This is a genomic window from Anaerobacillus sp. CMMVII (genome assembly GCF_025377685.1).
Lineage (GTDB): Bacteria > Bacillota > Bacilli > Bacillales > Anaerobacillaceae > Anaerobacillus.
Genome location: NZ_JACEHK010000002.1, coordinates 513506 through 530952, shown reverse-complemented (window position 1 = coordinate 530952; position 17447 = coordinate 513506). Strand labels below are relative to the sequence as shown.

The window sequence follows — 17447 nt, the reverse complement described above, 5'->3', positions numbered from 1 at the left end:
AAAAAACCTACGTTCTATCATAACACGAACAGACCAGATTGGAAATATATCGAATGACAATTGAGAAAGATTTGGAAAAAGTTTATAGTTTAAAGTGTAGAGTTTAGAGTGTTTGTGAGCGGTGCTTCGAAGCACTACTAGAGCAACTCTACACTCTACACTCTACACTTTACACTCTACACTAAAAAAGGGGTTTTCATATTGTCTCAGCGGGTGTTATTACTAGATAGTAAGGTTATTGAAAAAATGAAGCAATTTTATCAAGATGAATTAGCGACAAAGTTACCGCCGGGGGCAATTTTTTCTGCTAAACCTATGAATTGCTCTGTTACTGCTTACAAATCGGGCAAAGTACTATTTCAAGGTGCGAACCACGAAGCGGAAGCAAAAATTTGGGAGAAATTCTCAAAGAATGAAGTCCAGCCCACAGTTATAAAAAAGGCAACGAAAGAAAACACTCCTAGTAACAAAACTCAATTTTCACATATGTCACTATTAGGCTCAGATGAAGTTGGAACTGGTGATTACTTCGGCCCTATTACAGTTGTAGCTTCTTTTGTTTCTAAAGAAAATTTTGAAGAACTTACTCAACTAGGTGTAAAAGATTCCAAAGGAATGAAAGATGAGCAAATCTGTAAAATCGCCAAACAACTAATTAAACAAATTCCATATAGCCTTCTCGTCCTCCCTAATGAAAAATATAATTCTTTACAAGCAAAAGGGATGAATCAAGGAAAAATCAAAGCGATCTTACATAATCAAGCGTTACTGCATTTAAAAAAGAAGCTAGGAGCAACTCCATATGATGGGATCTTAATTGACCAGTTTGTTGAGAGAGGTATCTATTATCGTTACATCGCTGATCAAAAAGAAAAAGTCCAAGAACAAAATATTTTCTTTCAAACAAAAGCTGAATCCCTCCATTTATCAGTTGCTGCTGCCTCAATCATTGCTAGATATGCCTTTGTCAGGGAGATGGATAAGTTAAGTGCTGAAGCAGGGTTCGAAATACCTAAAGGGGCGGGACCACATGTAGATAAAGCTGCTGCAAAGCTGATTGAAACACACGGTCTCGAAGCTCTATCAAAATTTTGCAAAGTACATTTTGCTAATACAGAAAAAGCAAAAAAACTCCTAAAGCGTTGATAAGCTTTAGGAGTTTTTTTATTGGCGTTTTTTTATGCGCAGTAGGTTCCCATAAAAACGATTTTCCTCCGCTAACTCCTGCCACTTTGATTTATTATTAACGACATGGAGATCTAAGGAAATCTCTTCTGGCTTTAAATCAATATCTGCACTCACTTGGCTTAGGAATTGCCGATTATTAATTATTCCTTGCTTAATCAGCTCAAATTCTTTGCTAGCAACAAAACAAGCAATTTTTGTTTCACCACAATAGATACAAGAATGCCCCTGCATTAAGCTTGATAATTCATGAGTAACAAGAGAATTTATTACCCACTTTTTTTCTTTTAATAAATAAAGAAAGTCAGTTGCATATTCTTGTGGCTGCTGATCCATTTGAAAAACAACATGCCAAACACAATAATCTACTTTTTTTAAGCGTACAATCCCAGAAATTGAATACATTTTGATCCCCCCTATATAAATATACAAAAAAATAGGCAAGTCCACAATTTTTCTAAAGGTCTAAAGAAAAGCGCAAGCGCCCATTTTAGCCCCGACAAAAGCTACTGACCTCGTTCACAACGTGCGTTACTTCTAGAGTTACTACTTGCAGCTTTGCCTCGAGGACCTACTGGACCACAGAGGCAGCATTTAATGAACAAGGTTATTTGACCTCGAGGTGATACCCTAAATTTGATTTTGCTTTGAAAGTTCACTTTCCTTTATCTAATGATACAACAAATATTTATCTTATTTATCGATGAAAGTGAACTTTCTTTGGAACTGGGCGGTGCTCCTGCGTCACTACGTTTACTCGTCGCAAAACCTGCAATGAAGTAACTTCATTGATGTGTCTTGGAGCTAGACTATTACTATAATTAAACTTATCCACAGGCAAAAAAACTTATAATTTCCTGGCAATAAAAAAACAGGCCGTTGAAAATTCTCAACAGCCTGCCGAAGGTTAAGTCCCTCCGTCTTTCATTTATGCTCTAAGTGTTACACCTAATTTTTCTTTTAATCCATCTAAAACTTGGTTATGCACTTTTGTTACTTCTTCGTCAGTAAGAGTCTTGCTTGGGTCGAAGTATGTTAGAGAAAATGCTAATGATTTTAAACCTGGCTCTATTTTGTCACCTTGATATAAGTCAAACAGTTGGACTGACTTTAATAAAGTACCACCAAATTCGCCAATCACATCTTTTACTGCTTGTGCTTGAGTTGTGTCCTGTACTACTAACGCGATATCTCTAGAAATCGCTGGAAATTTAGGGATTTCTTCATAAAATACTTCTTTTTCCTCATAAGCAAAGATTGCTTCTAAATCTACTTGGAAGACAAATGTTTCATTTATATCTAGCTCTTTTTGAAGTGTAGGATGTATTTGACCTACAAAGCCAACCTCTTTACCTGCTAAGGTAATCGCTGCAGTTCTTCCTGGATGAAATCCACCTTTTTTAGCAGTCTCATAACGAATATTTTCAATGACACCTAGCTGATCAAATAACCCTTCTAAAACTCCTTTTACAACGAAGAAATCACCCTTCTTTTTCTCACCCTGCCAAAGGTGACTATGCCAAGTACCAGTTAGAGCACCAGCCACCATTTCCTTTTCTTGCGGTTGATTACTTAGCTCATTTTGTTCAGTTAAGAAGATAGAACCAACTTCATAAATCGCAACATCATCAAGTTTACGGTTATGATTATACTGAATAATATCCAAAACATGTGGAATTAAGCTTGTTCGTAATGTACTGCGGTCCTCACTCATTGGCATCGCTAAACGAATTGGCGTTATATTACCTAAATCTTCAGTATAGCTATTTGCTTTCTTTTGGCTAGTTAAGGAATACGTTATAGCTTGATTTAAACCAGCACTTTCTAAATAACGGCGTACTTTACGACGACGTACTTGATACGGAGTTAGTGCTCCTGCACTAGTTAGACCAACTGGTAACGTTGTTGGAATTTCATCGTAGCCATAAAGTCTAGCAACTTCTTCGATCAGGTCAGCTTCAATTGTAATATCAGGTCTCCTTGTTGGAACATAAACAGTAAATTGGTCATCATTCTTTGAAAATAGGAATTGAAGTCGCTTGAAGATTTGTGCTACCACATCAACTGTTAACTCCGTCCCTAGCGAACGATTAATTTTTTCAACTGTGATATCTACCTGTAGCGGTTTAACATCAAGATCACTGACTTCTACACACCCTTCAACAATTGTCCCCTCTGCAAACTCACAAATAAGTTGTGCAGCACGTTCAGCAGCTAAAGCGACCCGATTTGGATCGATCCCTTTTTCGTAACGAACACTTGAATCACTACGTAAACCTAAATCTTTAGAAGCCTTTCTAACGGTTGTTCCTTTAAAATATGCTGCTTCAAGTAGGATTGTCGTTGTATCGTTCTGTACTTCAGACTTTGCTCCTCCCATTACTCCTGCAACAGCCACAGGCTCAATCCCATTGGTAATGACAAGATGTTCTTTTGATAGCTTACGGGTTGTATCATCTAATGTAATGATTTCTTCCCCTTCTGTTGCACGACGGACAACTACTTCTTTTGAACCAAAGCGATCATAGTCAAATGCATGTAATGGCTGTCCATACTCTAATAGAACATAATTCGTAATGTCAACAACATTGCTAATTGGACGAATACCTGAAGCCATTAAACGATTTTGTAACCATAACGGCGAAGGCCCAACTTTTATATCCTTTATCACCATTGCCCGATAGAGGGGGTTATCAAGAGGAGCTTCAACTTTACTTGTATATAATCTGAAACATGGTCGCTACAATTTGTTATTTTCGCAATTGGAATCGTCACTTCCCTGCTCAATATCGCTCCAACTTCATAAGCAACACCAATCATATTTAAACAGTCCGCGCGATTTGGTGTTAAATCAAGTTCTAGCACTTCATCATGCAAATTTAAGTAGTCTAACGCATCTTTACCAATCTCAGCCTGTTGCGGAAAAACAAAAATCCCTTCTGAAACTTCTTTTGGAACGAACTTTGTTTCCACGCCTAGTTCTTGCAAAGAACAAATCATACCGTGAGATGCTTGTCCACGAAGTTTTGCTTTTTTAATTTTAAAGTTTCCTGGAAGGACTGCACCCACTTTAGCAACTGCTACCTTCTGATCTTGAGCAACGTTTTTCGCTCCACAAACGATTTGGACAAGCTCTTCTTCACCAATGTCTACTTGACACAGACTTAATTTATCAGCATCTGGATGTTGTTCTCTTGAAACAACATGACCTACAACAACGTTGGATACCCCTTTATTAAGTTGATGTACAATATCAACAGCTACACCGCTTCTTGTTAAGCGCTCAGCTAAATCTACAGCTGTAATGTCACTAAGTTGGACATAATCCTTAAGCCAATTAAAAGATACTAACACTCTTGTTTCCTCCTTGTTAGAAAAGTGCATAGCGCTCGGAAATGGACACCTTTCAAATTTCAAATTTCAAATTATTTATACTTATTATTTACGCTCGTTTAAATTGTTCGATAAAACGCTTATCGTTTAGGTAAAAATGACGAATATCATCAATTCCATACTTTAACATGGCTAACCGTTCAACACCCATACCAAAAGCAAAGCCTGAGTATTTCTTTGGATCAAAACCACCCATTTCTAGGACACGTGGATGAACCATACCAGCACCTAGTACTTCAATCCAACCTGTTTCTTTACAGATGCGGCATCCATCACCATTACAGATAACACACGATATATCAACTTCTACAGATGGCTCCGTAAATGGGAAAAAGCTTGGACGTAAACGAATTTTTTGGTTGGGGCCAAAAAATTTCTTGGCAAACTCTAAAAGTACACCTTTTAAATCACTCATTCGAACATTTTCATCAATGTATAGTCCTTCTACTTGCATAAATTGATGTGAATGTGTCGCGTCATCATCATCACGCCTGAAAACTTTTCCTGGGCAAATGATTTTTACTGGACCCTGGCCATTATACTTTTCCATAGTTCTCGCTTGAACTGGTGATGTATGAGTTCGAAGGAGTATATCCTCCGTAATATAAAATGAATCTTGCATATCACGAGCAGGGTGATCCTTCGGCAAGTTTAGGGCTTCGAAGTTATAATAATCGGTTTCAACTTCAGGACCTTCAGCTACTGAAAAACCCATGCCAATAAAAATATCTTCAATTGTTTCTACAACTGCGGTTAATGGATGACTCGAACCTACTTGTGCCGGTCTACCTGGAAGGGTAACATCAATACTTTCATTTGCAAGCTTCTTTTCTACCTCAAGCTCCTCAAGCTTGGCCACCTTGTCTTCAAGTTTGTTCGCAATTGCCCCACGAACATCATTAGCTAATTGACCAATGATAGGACGCTCTTCTTCAGAAAGCTTTCCCATCCCTCTTAAAACTTCCGTAATAGGGCCTTTTTTTCCAAGGTATGCTACTTTTACATCTTGCAATTCTTTTAATGATCCTGCTGCTTCAATTTGGTTTAATGCTTCTTGTTGCAGCTCCTTTAAACGATCTTGCATTTTTTTTCCTCCTTTTTAGAAAGCGCAAACTTGCGCTAGACATTTATATGTAAATAAAAAAAGCCTTCATCCCAACAGGGACGAAAAGCTTCGCGGTACCACCCTAATTAACGAATCAAATGAAACGTTCACTCAAACTTGATAACGGTCTTTGACCGATGCAACCTTAATAAGAATACTCTTACGTTCCGGTGCCGACTCCAGAGTGAATTCAATTGCTTCTATCATTGAAACGCTTCCAGTCTAAGGCGTCTCATCCCTGTATGACGAATGGCAACTTACTACTCTCTTTCTCAGTCTTTCTAATATGAAATTCGTTTTCAATTATAATTTATTTTTATAAAGAAGGCAAATCTCTTTTATGGTTTATTTTCTTAAATGGTACAGTAGAATGCCAGTAGCAACAGAGACGTTTAGTGATTCTGCATGCCCATAACTAGGAATATACAGATTTTCATTGGTACGTGCTAGCAGATCCTTTGAAACACCACTACCTTCATTACCTACGATAAGAGCAAAGCTTTGTTGCCCTGATACCTCATTATAAGCTTTTGCTCTTTCATCTAATGCCGTACCGTAAACAGGAATGTTTGCTGCTTTAAGCTTTTCTATCCAATCATCCAACTCTGCTTTTACGACCGGTAAGTGAAACAATGAGCCCTGAGTTGAACGCAGGACTTTACTATTGTATATATCAACCGTCCCATTACCTAAAATCACACCAGACAATCCGACACTGTCTGCTGTTCTAATAATAGTCCCTAAGTTTCCTGGATCTTGAATTTGATCAATCAAAAGATACTTTCCATTTTCTTCAGGTTGTAATGGTTTTCGTCCTATTAACTCACAAACCGCGACAATCCCTTGAGGAGTTTCTGTTTCGCAAATTTCTTTCATGATATTATCATTTACAAGATAAACAGGTACATTATTTATGTCCCAACTTGAAGGAATGCGAAATTTTTCTTCCACATAGATCTCATTAATAATAACTTTCCATTTTAACGCTTCTTCTACTAAGTGTTCTCCTTCAATTAGGAAACTTCCTAGCTTTTCTCTCCCTTTACGAGTATGTAACTTTTTAGCATTTTTAATTCTAACGTTTTTTATTGAGTCAATCCGTTCCATGGTAAACCCCTTTTTTTAGTTTAAAGTGTAGAGTTTAGAGTGTAGAGTGTGTAAATGAAGCTTCGAAGTAAGCACTAAAAAAAACTATAAACTTTACACTCTAAACTATAAACTATAAATATTTTCGTCCAATTGTTGTCATACTATAACAGAACTGCCAATTGGCTCTGATTATTTTTTTATTTTACCATAAAAGGAGTGGCCAACAATGGGATTTAATTTACGTGGTGCAATTTTAGCAAATGTCGCTAATAGTACTGAAGACGATGTAAAAGCAACAATTGATGATGCCATGCAAAGTGGCGAAGAGAAAATGCTTCCAGGTTTAGGTGTACTTTTTGAAGTATACTGGAGACAAGCAGATGAACAAAGCAGACAACAAGTAATTTCATCAATCTCTCAAGGTTTACAAAGGTAAAGAAAAAGCGGTCCATAATGGATCGCTTTTTCTTAGATTATTGTTACACAACACACTCATTGACTATTTTGTATTTTTCTTAATAGCTCAAAAGCCTCATTTCCAGCTAGAACTATCAATTCCTCTAATAATTCATCTCTCATAAGATCGAGGCGAACAATTTCTGTAGCTAACTTCACAGCATCTTTTTCATATCAGCACCGCCCCAATCTTGGATAGTATTTTTATTTTAAATGCGCTATGAATATCTATCAGTCATTTTGTAAGATTTTTTCACTTATTATCTAACTCTCCATAGAAGCTAAAAAAAAACGCTCACTTGAACGTTTTTTTAGTATACCTCAGTGAATTTCATAATTTATTATTATCGCTACTAAGTTCTTAGCTCGATTAAGGTAATGATGAAATTCACTCACCTATTAATCAAATGTAATCTTCGCCACTGTGTCCTTATCTAATTTCTTAATTACTTCCACAATTAACTTTACAGCGTTCTCAAAGTCATCTCTGTGTAACATTGCAGCGTGACTATGGATATAGCGTGTTGCAATTGTAATCGCTAGGGCTGGAGCACCATTTGCAGTTAGGTGAATTGCACCTGCATCTGTTCCACCACCTGCTACATAATCAAATTGGTATGGGATTCCTGCAGCATCAGCAGTATCAGTAACAAAATCGCGTAGCCCTTTATGAGATACCATTGAAGCATCATACATAATAATCTGTGGCCCATTACCCATTTTTGCTAATGCTTCCTTGTCGGTAACTCCTGGTGTATCCCCAGCAATACCTACATCTACAGCAAAGCCAATGTCTGGTTGAATAAAGTTAGCAGATGTACGGGCACCACGAAGACCAACTTCTTCTTGCACTGTGCCTACACCATAGACTGTGTTAGGATGATCTACATCCTTTAACTGTCGAAGAACTTCAATAGCAATTGCACATCCGATACGATTATCCCATGCTTTGGCCATTAACATTTTCTCGTTTTTCATTACGGTGAATTCACAAACAGGAACAATTGCATCTCCTGGACGAAGACCAAATTCCATTGCTTCTTCTTTACTTGAAGCTCCGATATCAATAAACATATCTTTAATTTCAACTGGTTTTTTGCGTGCTTCCGGAGGTAAAATATGTGGTGGTTTTGAACCAATTACTCCAGGAACATATCCATTGCGAGTCATAATTGTCACTCGCTGTGCTAACATTACCTGTCCCCACCAACCACCAACTGTTTGGAAGCGAACAAATCCCTTATCATCAATACTCGTTACCATAAAACCGATTTCATCTAAGTGACCTGCTACCATAATTTTAGGCTCGGCTGAAGTCCCAGTTTTTTTGGCAATCAAACTACCAAGGTGATCTTGGGTAACTTCATCGGCAAATGGTTCAATATACTTTTTCATAACATCACGTGGTTCCTTTTCATTTCCAGGAATTCCATTTGCATCTGTTAATGCTTTTAGCATCATTAATGTCTCATCCATATGTAAAAACCCCCTACTAAATATTATGTATTCTAAACAATTATAACGATACTCGAAATTTTTCTCAAACAAAACCATAAAATTTGCGTAGCTAGCATACAAACCAATTTAATATCCCTGATCTTGGCGTTGATGGTTTACTTCATTTTTCCCGATATAGGCTTCCTCTATTTCTGTTAGTGTTAAATCCAAGAGATTTCCTAAATGTAGGTATTGTGTAAAGAGGGCCCTAAAATCTTCAGTATCCTTTGTTTTAGCTAATTGACCACTAAGCTGAAATAAGATACTAAATTGCTGAGTTAAGTTTAAATCGCTTTCCAATTTCACAAAACTTAAATCAGTGGCATCTAAATCAATTCCAATGGATAATAAAAATGAACCCCATCTACATACTCCTCCAAAATTACTTTCTTACTGCTAATAGGCTTAACACTCCAATATTTAAAACATCTAGTTTCATTTGCTAATTCTCCAAGCTCTATTTGAAAAGCCAAGATTTTTTTGTCGAGTAAATTTACGTTTGCTAAATGGTGTTCTTGTCTGATCCGATGATCAAGTTCTGTTTGCATTTGTATCATTCTTCTTAAATTCATAAAAACACACTTCCTTGAATTAAATATTTGAAACCTTTTTTTAGTAATAAACGTAGTAAATATTAGATAAGTATTTTTGTACTATTAACATAAAATATTATACTAAAGATAAAGTATTAGGAGTGATTGTCATGGCCGTTTTCCTTTTTCGAATATTAATTTTAATAGCCTTCTTTATTTTAGCATATAGCGCGATTAAATATTTTGTAAACCCAAAACGGAAGCTGGAATTAGCACACGAAAAGAAACTATTTTTCTTTTTGGATGATAAGCTAAATGTCAGAAAAAACTTCTTGATCACCTACCGTGGTGTCCTTTTTGAAGGTGAAAAATATCTAGGTACCACTGACAATGCCTTCGAAGTTGTGACGATTCAAGTCTGGGCAAAAAATACGGATAAATTACAAGGGTTAAACAAGGAAGACTTTTATTTTATTGAGAAAGAAATCTTATTAGCCTACCCTAATGCATCTATAACTTGGAAAAGTCCAATAAAAGATTTATTACTTCGGTAATAAGAAAAATCTAGCACCCGCTTTAGGCTGGGCGCTAAATAAATCTAGATATCAAATCCTAAAAATGTTATATGTTTGCCATTCTTCTCTAATAAAAAGGGCTGTAAACGTCGTCTAGGACATTTACAGCCTTTTTGTTTGCTTTTCTTTTTGGTATATGTTAAGAGCTAGCCTTAAAAAAGTTTTTCCACTGGATATTCGATTGCTTTTCAACAGTTTTTCTTCTTACACCAAAGAAAACGACTGATAAAAATAATAAAAGTACTATTGAATAAAATAGCGGTAAGTCAATGATCATTTGTCCAAAACTAGTAAATATAATCGAGGGCAAAATTACACCTAAAAATGAATACTTCGCATATTCCTTAAAAGTACTAGTTTGTTCCATGACATAAAGTGACAACAAATGAAAGTGAGCAAAAGGTACTATTCTGAGAACCATGATCTGATTCATCGTTAATGGACCTTTTTTAAGCATTTTTTTATTCATTTTCGCAAATTTCGAAAGAAAGTTTGGGAACTTTTTTGCGATGAAATAAAATATAATACACATTAATGTTAAACCAACTACCGAAAAAATCGAACCATAAAAAACTCCAAATAAATATCCGCCGACCATACAAACAAAAATCACAGGAAGAAACAGTAATGGACGTATTAAATGAAATAAAATAAATAATATCGGTGCTAGAATTCCGCTTTGTTCGATATAGACTGGAATGGCTTCTGATAAGTGGTCAATCATGAGTTCCCTCCTCTCTATAATGGCTTGTTTCGAAAAACACACCTCTTATAACCATTATGAAATTATTTCAAAGATAATAACCAATGAGGACAATTTGGATTAAAAAGATCAATGGGATCCCGACTTTAAATGTTACATGTTTTGTTTTATGCCGAAATGACCTCATGGCTAAGAAAATTCCAAGACTCCCACCGGCAATTGCCATGATAAAAAAGTTTTTCTCAGCAATACGCCACTGACCTTTTATTGCTTTTTGTTTGTCCACATACATAGATATAAAAGAAAAAATATTAATCAAGAAAGCATATGCAACTAGTACTTCGATTGTCACTCTAAAACCTACTTTCTTCATTTTATAGTTTTGAGTGTAAAGTTTATCGTTATACAGGAGCTTCTCAGCTTCTTTTATAACTCACACTTTAAACTGTACACTCTAAACTGTAAAAAAAGTCACCCTCATACATGAGAGTGACTTTTCAATTTATTTATAGACTTGCTTTTGCTTTTGCTGCTAATTCAGCAAATGCGTTTTCATCGTTAATAGCTAAGTCAGCAAGCATTTTACGGTTCACGTCAATACCAGCAACTTTTAATCCATGCATTAAACGGCTGTATGAAAGTCCGTTGATGCGAGCAGCTGCGTTGATACGAGTGATCCAAAGCTTACGGAAGTCACGCTTCTTTTGACGACGATCACGGTAAGCATAAAGTAATGATTTCATTACTTGAACTTGTGCTGTTTTAAACAATCTATGTTTTGAACCATGATAACCTTTTGCTAACTTTAATACTTTCTTACGACGACGACGAGCGACATAACCGCCTTTTACTCTTGGCATCGTGTTTCCCTCCTCAAATTCTCAACTTTATGTTGAAAATAATCAATTATTTTTTGTACGTTAACATTTCACGAATACGTTTGTAGTCTCCACTAGAAACAATAGCGGCTTTACGAAGCTTACGTTTTGCTTTTGTTGATTTGTTTGCAAATAAGTGACTTGTGTATGCATGCGAGCGCTTAAGCTTTCCAGAGCCTGTTTTCTTAAAACGTTTTGCCGCACCACGGTGAGTTTTCATTTTAGGCATCGGTAAATCCTCCCTTATTCATTACTACTATTTAAAATCTCATGTTCTAAACTTATTTCTCAGCCTTTGGAGCTAAAATTAAGAACATGCTTCGGCCTTCCATTTTCGGAGCCGATTCGATCGTTGCAATGTCTTCACATTCTTTTGCCAAACGCTCTAACACAACTTTACCGATCTGAGAATGAGTAATGGCACGACCACGGAAACGAATCGCTGCTTTTACTTTATCTCCTTTTTCAAGAAACTTTCTAGCGTTACGAAGCTTGGTGTTAAAATCATTCAACTCAATCGTAGGGCTCAAGCGAACCTCTTTCGTTGTAATAATCTTTTGATTTTTACGAGCTTCTTTATCTTTCTTTTGCTGTTCATATCTAAACTTACCAAAGTCCATTATCCGACATACTGGCGGTTTAGCAGCAGGTGCAACCATAACTAAGTCAAGGTTTGCATTTTGAGCCATTTCTAAAGCTTCTTGTCTTGTCTTTACCCCAATTTGATCTCCGTTAGGGCCAATAAGACGAACTTCTCGGGCACGAATACCCTCATTGACTAACATGTCTTTACTAATAACTAGCCACCTCCATGGTTTTTTAGAAAAACTTTACTTACTAAAGCATTAATATACTTAGTTGAATTGTAGTTAAGGATCCATGCAATGGAATAAACGACGTTCTCATTTGGAAGATTGACTGTCTTTTCCAAATAAAAAAGGTGTAGACGCATATTACGCCCACACCTATATTGATTTGTAATCAACTAAAGTAACCTGCAAACTCATGTAGTCAGCCAGGTGAGAAGCGGGCGCTTCTTCTTGCATTGGTTCCAATATTTTATTCACTAAGTTACTATACCAAATAAGCAATATGTTTGTCAACTTATCCTAGAAGTAACTTCTATTAGTTATCATTTCTACAAAATAATTAAAAAATCGACTTGTTCATCTTACCAAGAAACTATACTAGATATCAAGTGTTTTTTTAAAATTAATCCATGGTATTTGAAACATGTTTTTCCAGAAACGTTTTAACATCTTCACAAGGGATTGGACGACTAAAGAAATAACCCTGCATTTCATCACAATTTTCATCTACCAAATATGCTAAAGCTTCTTGATTTTCAACACCTTCAGCAACGACTCGTAAGCCTAAATTATGAGCTAAATTAATAATTGAAGATACAATAGCTCGATCTCCGTTATTTTCAGGGAGTTCCGAAACAAAAGATTGGTCGATTTTCAAAGTAGAAATCGGAAATTTCTTCAAGTAACTCATTGATGAGTACCCTGTCCCAAAATCATCTATCGCAATTTGGATACCTAAGGCTTGAATTTTTTTCAAGGTATCGATGGTTGTTTTCGTACTGTCCATTAAACTATTCTCTGTTATTTCAAGTTCTAAAGATTGACTTGATAATTGTGCAACTTCCAAGTTTCTGGCTACATCTGTTATAAAGTTTGGATGTTGAAAATGTTTAGTAGCGATATTTACACTAACTCTCAAATCAGAAAAACCTTGCTCTTGCCATTTCTTAAGTTGTGTACAGGCTTCTTTTAAGACCCAAACACCTAGGGGGATAATTAACCCACTGTCTTCAGCAACCTGAATAAAATCTAGAGGTGGAATATATCCTTTTTCAGGATGAAACCACCGAATGAGTGCTTCTAAACCAACAACTGCCTTTTTTCGAAGGTCAAGTTGTGGCTGATAAAATAGCTGTAGTTGATCGCCTAGTGCTAATGCCTTCCGAAGATCATTTTCAATTTCCAACTTCTTCAGCAAAGACTCATCCATACCAACATTATAAAATTGAAAGGTATTACGACCTTTATCTTTTGCTGCAAATAACGCAATATCGCAATTTTTCACTAGATCTTCTGGACTTTCTCCAGTGGATGGAAAAACACTTACACCAATACTAATCGTTAAATGAATATCGGCTTGTTTATATATAAATGGACTTTCAAACACGCTAAGTAAGTATTCACAAACTTGTTGAACTGTTTCTTCTGTCGTATCATATAAGACAAAAACAAATTCATCTCCGCCAAGGTGGTATAACGTTGACCTTTTGACATACTTTGATATGTGTAACTTTTGTAGGCGGTGTGCAGCCATGATTAATATATAATCCCCTACAGCATGACCGAGAGTATCGTTAATCCGTTTAAAATGATCTAAATCAATCAAGAGAACAGCTACCTGTTTATTTACTGCTTCTGCCTCAACTAGTAAATGCGAGATATCTTTGTCTAATACTCTGCGATTGGGTAAGTCTGTTAGCGAATCATGATATGCCATATGTTCAACGATTAGTTCAGAATTTTTCAAGTCAGTCATATCACTTACTGACCCAACAATTTCTTTCACAGATCCATTACGGTAGAATGGAGAGAGAGTAACAAATAAGTACCTTTTCTTATACCTCACTTCAAACTTAGTTGTTGAACCACTAAATGTTTCTTCAGCAGGAGTTAACAATTTTTTATAAATATCACTTGGAAAGATATCCTTGATCGCTTTGTTTAAATGTTCTTCTTCAATGAGTCCAAGTTCCTTAGCAAGCTTTCCAGCAATTAATGTAAAAACAAACCTACTTTCCGAACACTTTTTAAGTTTAAAAACAAAGTTATCTAAGCTTTGCATTACCTGTAAAAAATCATCTTTTAGTAATTCTCTTAGATTATCTTCATAGAGCTTTCCTTCAGTTATATCCGTACGAACTGAAATATATTTATATGGAGTTCCATCTTTATCTATTAATGGGAAAATTGCAGTTTTGACCCAATATTCACTTCCATCTTTGGCACGGTTTTTCACTTCACCTTCCCATACATTACCTGATGTAATTGTTTTCCACATATGTTTATAAAAATCTTCTGTATGGTGTCCTGATTTAAGAATATTATGGTTTTTCCCTACAAGCTCTTCTCTAGTATATTTAGATAGGTCGCAAAATTTATCATTAACACTTAAGATATTGCCATGGCGATCAGTGATTGTAACAATTGCAGAGCGGTCTAATGCATAACAAATATTGGTTAGTTCATCTAAGATCTCACTAACCTCAGCATTTTGTAACTGTAGTTTTACAAGTTCTTTTCTTAAGTCGGAAACGAGATTTGTCGGAGTAATATTTCTAGCTATGTTAATTTCCTTACTCATCATTATTCCCCCTCGAGAAGACAAGCTTCCCCTTACCTAATACTATTCATTTTATATTTGTTTTGCTTTGTCATCAATGAAAAAAATCATACTAACCCTTCTAATTGTGAACAAATCAAGATTTTTATCCACTATTTGGATAAAACGGCTTGTAACATCTCATACTTAAAAAGATATGTTTTACCATTATAAAGCGACGGTGATCTTTTTGCGAAATATAACAATAACTTTCTTAGTCTTTTTACTATTCCCAAATGTCTTTACTTATGGACAAGAAATCGAACTAAACGAGAAATTTTTACCTAGATTTGAAGAGATTGAAATGCAAGCTGTTAACAAACTCAACAATCTCATTGATGAAGCATACCGAGAGTATGTAATTAAAAAGGAGCATGGCAAAGCCACCCTCCCCCTTCTTTTTTCCTATGTCGATAAAGGAAATCAATTAGAAAAGGAAATTGATTTGGCCTTTCAAAGTTTATTAATGGAATTAAAAACTGAAATTAAGGAAAAGGGACTTCCCGAAGATATAGCTACTCATTACGAACAACAATACACAAAGTCAAAACGGAGAAATAAACTCAAAATATTAAAAAATATTACATTTGAAGGGCCGGCTATTAAGTTTCAAAGGGAGTATTAAATTTTATACTGCCCAAAGAATAAACAAAAGGTTGACCAACTAAATTGGCCAACCTTTGCTTTTTACGTTGTATTATTCTACACCATGTCCATGGAAGAACAGTGTATCGTGGCAACGTGTACAACTCATATCTTTTTCGACAACCTTTAAATGCATTGTTACAGAACCGCTATCACGTTTTGTATTTTCAATATTGTGACAAGATAAACATTTTTCACTATCAACTTCTGCCCCATATTCATGGTATGCGTTCGGATCCATTTTACCCGTAATTGTGCTCATCAGATGGCCAACACCATTGATTTTGTCTTTAACGAACCCTTCACCATGACAGCTTAAGCATTCAAGATTTCCATGAGGCGTTTGAGCCATGCTCGATGAAAATTCAGGTGCATCATGACAATTTAAACAAAAGCTACTTTTCGTTGTAGCACTTGTTGTTCCGACAGTGATAACAGATATAACGATCCCCGCAAAAACAGCGGCTAAAATGATCAACCATAGCTTCTTTTTAGTATATGTCATATCTATTCACCCTCTTCCCAAGGCTTCTCGCCAATATAGATTTTTTGTCCTTGTGCTTCATAAAGTTCAATTTCCCACGGCCAAATTGATTCCCAACCTTCTTGTTCTGCAGGGTTTCCATCTTTCAGCAGAGCCCAAACATATTGATCTGCAGTAAGTCCGAAAGTTCTCCCTTCATCGTCAAAATTGAAAATATGCTGTTTATTCCCACTACGTCCACCTTCGTTACCCCAATTTCCAAAACCAAATTTCTCCCAACCTAGAGTTCCATTTAAAACCTTCAAGTTTTCTTCTGCATCAAGTCCATGACATGTAACACAGTTAGATACTGGAGTTTCACCATATGTGCGTGGATTATCAGGATTATTTCCTACGCTATGAGAGTCATGACAGTCAAAACAAGCCATTTGTCCGTGAATAGTAGATCCGCCTTTAATATGATCCTGTAATCGGATATCCATGTCTTGCTGGTGATCACGACGTCCTTTCCCATCAATGGAAACTTGTCGGTTTCCTGTGCCCCAAGCAGGACGAGTGTATTGCATAATTTCAGTATATACATGTTCACCTAGCTTAAAGCCACGGTTGTCATTTGCGCCATTCCCGTAAAGAATGTTTGTTTGTGTTCGAGTATGACATTGCTCACAAACCATTTTACGTGTCGGATCATCCATAGCCAGTTTTGCTGGATTAATGATATTCCCTTTTCGTAATGGGAAGTCTGCATGGTCTTTACCTGGACCATGACATGATTCACAGCTAATTGATACAGTCGTGACAAAAGTATCTCTTAAATGTTCACGTTCGCCGTTAATAAATTCTTCTTTGGCTTCGTTCCATGCCTCTGGGTTAAATCCAGTTGTATGACAACCAATACAACGTTCTTGCCATGAACGAAACTCACCGTAACCTCTAATGTCATCCTCATTGTGTAATTCTAAAAATAAAAAGTTATAACCTGCACGCTCTTTGTTACCTTCAAATTGAACAGTTTGAGATTTATCTACCTCGAAACTAATACCACCATTTTCAGTGTACGCCAAGTATGCTTCCATTGGTGACCCATCATAGTAAACCAAGTAGCGTTGCTTCCGGACGCTTCCTACTGAGAAAGCCACTTCATCTAAAGCATACTTTTTAGTAGATACATAAAGAGTGTCTTTATCTTTTTGATCCAAAATCAAATAAGAATCTAGTTGATCCCATTTAGCAGGAACCCAATCCCAGATGAGATCGCCTCCCCCAAGTGCGGGTCCTTCAATAGTTTTTTTGGTATGCCATGATGTTTCCCAATTTTCCATATGGTCGTCATGACAGTCTGCACATTTTTCCGGTCCAACAAATTTGTCATAATAGGATAATTCCTCGGCTGCTACAGCTATAGGTGTTGTTGTTGTTTTTTTAGTGGTACATCCTGAAACAACTGTCGCAATAGCAACTATGAGGATTGCTAAGATTAGCAATCGACTTTTTTC

At 36.2% G+C, this 17447-nt stretch carries 16 protein-coding genes, 2 pseudogenes and 2 other annotated features; of the genes and pseudogenes, 4 read left to right on the top strand and 14 right to left on the bottom strand.

Annotated features, from left to right (window positions below; genetic code table 11):
• Positions 1-201 precede the first annotated feature (201 nt).
• The gene (gene rnhC / locus H1D32_RS06685) at positions 202-1146 is read left to right on the top strand and encodes a ribonuclease HIII (RefSeq protein ID WP_314733362.1); all 945 of its coding nucleotides are present in this window, start codon (positions 202-204) and stop codon (positions 1144-1146) included.
• Positions 1147-1164: 18 nt separating this feature from the next.
• Here rnhC and H1D32_RS06680 read toward each other — a convergent pair whose 3' ends face one another.
• From H1D32_RS06680 to H1D32_RS06665, 4 genes and pseudogenes are all read right to left on the bottom strand, one after another.
• Positions 1165-1590: a hypothetical protein gene (locus tag H1D32_RS06680; protein ID WP_261177469.1), complete on the bottom strand. Its 426-nt coding sequence runs from the start codon at positions 1588-1590 to the stop codon at positions 1165-1167.
• Between the two features lie 523 nt (positions 1591-2113).
• Positions 2114-4539: pseudogene (gene pheT, locus H1D32_RS06675) on the bottom strand (phenylalanine--tRNA ligase subunit beta).
• Between the two features lie 88 nt (positions 4540-4627).
• On the bottom strand, positions 4628-5662 hold the full coding sequence (gene pheS / locus H1D32_RS06670; RefSeq protein ID WP_261177467.1) for a phenylalanine--tRNA ligase subunit alpha: 1035 nt from the start codon (positions 5660-5662) through the stop codon (positions 4628-4630).
• Between the two features lie 73 nt (positions 5663-5735).
• Positions 5736-5966, bottom strand: a binding site (T-box leader).
• Between the two features lie 62 nt (positions 5967-6028).
• On the bottom strand, positions 6029-6790 hold the full coding sequence (locus H1D32_RS06665) for a TrmH family RNA methyltransferase (protein WP_261177466.1): 762 nt from the start codon (positions 6788-6790) through the stop codon (positions 6029-6031).
• 208 nt (positions 6791-6998) lie between these two features.
• Here H1D32_RS06665 and sspI point away from each other — a divergent pair, with 208 nt between their 5' ends.
• Positions 6999-7208, top strand: coding sequence for a small acid-soluble spore protein SspI (gene sspI, locus H1D32_RS06660; protein ID WP_071315693.1), 210 nt, complete (start codon positions 6999-7001; stop codon positions 7206-7208).
• 419 nt (positions 7209-7627) lie between these two features.
• Here sspI and H1D32_RS06650 read toward each other — a convergent pair whose 3' ends face one another.
• Positions 7628-8704: a M42 family metallopeptidase gene (locus H1D32_RS06650; protein WP_261177464.1), complete on the bottom strand. Its 1077-nt coding sequence runs from the start codon at positions 8702-8704 to the stop codon at positions 7628-7630.
• A gap of 108 nt (positions 8705-8812) precedes the next feature.
• A pseudogene (locus H1D32_RS06645) lies at positions 8813-9297 on the bottom strand (dUTP diphosphatase).
• Between the two features lie 131 nt (positions 9298-9428).
• Between H1D32_RS06645 and H1D32_RS06640 the strand changes: the two are divergent.
• Positions 9429-9812 carry a sigma-w pathway protein ysdB gene (locus tag H1D32_RS06640; RefSeq protein ID WP_261177463.1) on the top strand — a complete coding sequence of 128 codons (384 nt, stop codon included), beginning with the start codon at positions 9429-9431 and terminating at the stop codon, positions 9810-9812.
• Between the two features lie 160 nt (positions 9813-9972).
• On the opposite strand, the gene H1D32_RS06635 is transcribed toward H1D32_RS06640, so the two are convergent.
• The 6 genes from H1D32_RS06635 to H1D32_RS06610 form a co-directional block, all read right to left on the bottom strand.
• Positions 9973-10557 (bottom strand): TVP38/TMEM64 family protein, encoded by a 585-nt coding sequence (locus H1D32_RS06635; protein WP_261177462.1) that lies wholly within the window; start codon positions 10555-10557, stop codon positions 9973-9975.
• Between the two features lie 67 nt (positions 10558-10624).
• Entirely contained in the window at positions 10625-10888 is a 264-nt protein-coding gene (locus H1D32_RS06630; protein WP_261177461.1) for a DUF1294 domain-containing protein, read from the bottom strand.
• 154 nt (positions 10889-11042) lie between these two features.
• Positions 11043-11396 (bottom strand): 50S ribosomal protein L20, encoded by a 354-nt coding sequence (rplT, locus tag H1D32_RS06625; RefSeq protein ID WP_261177460.1) that lies wholly within the window; start codon positions 11394-11396, stop codon positions 11043-11045.
• A 46-nt stretch (positions 11397-11442) separates the two neighbouring features.
• Entirely contained in the window at positions 11443-11643 is a 201-nt protein-coding gene (gene rpmI, locus H1D32_RS06620; RefSeq protein WP_071315687.1) for a 50S ribosomal protein L35, read from the bottom strand.
• 52 nt (positions 11644-11695) lie between these two features.
• Complete coding sequence (gene infC, locus H1D32_RS06615; protein ID WP_261177459.1) at positions 11696-12199, bottom strand: translation initiation factor IF-3; 504 nt, start codon at positions 12197-12199, stop codon at positions 11696-11698.
• A gap of 143 nt (positions 12200-12342) precedes the next feature.
• Positions 12343-12462, bottom strand: a sequence feature (ribosomal protein L20 leader region).
• A gap of 164 nt (positions 12463-12626) precedes the next feature.
• Positions 12627-14807, bottom strand: a complete 2181-nt coding sequence (locus H1D32_RS06610) for a sensor domain-containing protein (protein WP_261177458.1) — start codon at positions 14805-14807, stop codon at positions 12627-12629.
• Positions 14808-15012: 205 nt separating this feature from the next.
• Here H1D32_RS06610 and H1D32_RS06605 point away from each other — a divergent pair, with 205 nt between their 5' ends.
• Positions 15013-15447 carry a hypothetical protein gene (locus H1D32_RS06605; RefSeq protein WP_261177457.1) on the top strand — a complete coding sequence of 145 codons (435 nt, stop codon included), beginning with the start codon at positions 15013-15015 and terminating at the stop codon, positions 15445-15447.
• Positions 15448-15519: 72 nt separating this feature from the next.
• Here the strand turns inward: H1D32_RS06605 and H1D32_RS06600 are convergent, their stop codons facing one another.
• Entirely contained in the window at positions 15520-15972 is a 453-nt protein-coding gene (locus H1D32_RS06600; RefSeq protein ID WP_261177456.1) for a NapC/NirT family cytochrome c, read from the bottom strand.
• 2 nt (positions 15973-15974) lie between these two features.
• Entirely contained in the window at positions 15975-17435 is a 1461-nt protein-coding gene (locus H1D32_RS06595) for a multiheme c-type cytochrome (RefSeq protein ID WP_261177455.1), read from the bottom strand.
• Between the last annotated feature and the right edge of the window lie 12 nt (positions 17436-17447).

Excerpts from the sequence above, each read along its gene's own strand:
- H1D32_RS06680 (WP_261177469.1), bottom strand. The coding sequence starts at position 1,590 with ATGTATTCAATTTCTGGGATTGTACGCTTAAAAAAAGTAGATTATTGT.
- pheS (WP_261177467.1), bottom strand. The coding sequence starts at position 5,662 with ATGCAAGATCGTTTAAAGGAGCTGCAACAAGAAGCATTAAACCAAATT.
- H1D32_RS06665 (WP_261177466.1), bottom strand. The coding sequence starts at position 6,790 with ATGGAACGGATTGACTCAATAAAAAACGTTAGAATTAAAAATGCTAAA.
- sspI (WP_071315693.1), top strand. The coding sequence starts at position 6,999 with ATGGGATTTAATTTACGTGGTGCAATTTTAGCAAATGTCGCTAATAGT.
- H1D32_RS06650 (WP_261177464.1), bottom strand. The coding sequence starts at position 8,704 with ATGGATGAGACATTAATGATGCTAAAAGCATTAACAGATGCAAATGGA.
- H1D32_RS06640 (WP_261177463.1), top strand. The coding sequence starts at position 9,429 with ATGGCCGTTTTCCTTTTTCGAATATTAATTTTAATAGCCTTCTTTATT.
- H1D32_RS06635 (WP_261177462.1), bottom strand. The coding sequence starts at position 10,557 with ATGATTGACCACTTATCAGAAGCCATTCCAGTCTATATCGAACAAAGC.
- rplT (WP_261177460.1), bottom strand. The coding sequence starts at position 11,396 with ATGCCAAGAGTAAAAGGCGGTTATGTCGCTCGTCGTCGTCGTAAGAAA.
- rpmI (WP_071315687.1), bottom strand. The coding sequence starts at position 11,643 with ATGCCTAAAATGAAAACTCACCGTGGTGCGGCAAAACGTTTTAAGAAA.
- infC (WP_261177459.1), bottom strand. The coding sequence starts at position 12,199 with ATGTTAGTCAATGAGGGTATTCGTGCCCGAGAAGTTCGTCTTATTGGC.
- H1D32_RS06610 (WP_261177458.1), bottom strand. The coding sequence starts at position 14,807 with ATGATGAGTAAGGAAATTAACATAGCTAGAAATATTACTCCGACAAAT.
- H1D32_RS06600 (WP_261177456.1), bottom strand. The coding sequence starts at position 15,972 with ATGACATATACTAAAAAGAAGCTATGGTTGATCATTTTAGCCGCTGTT.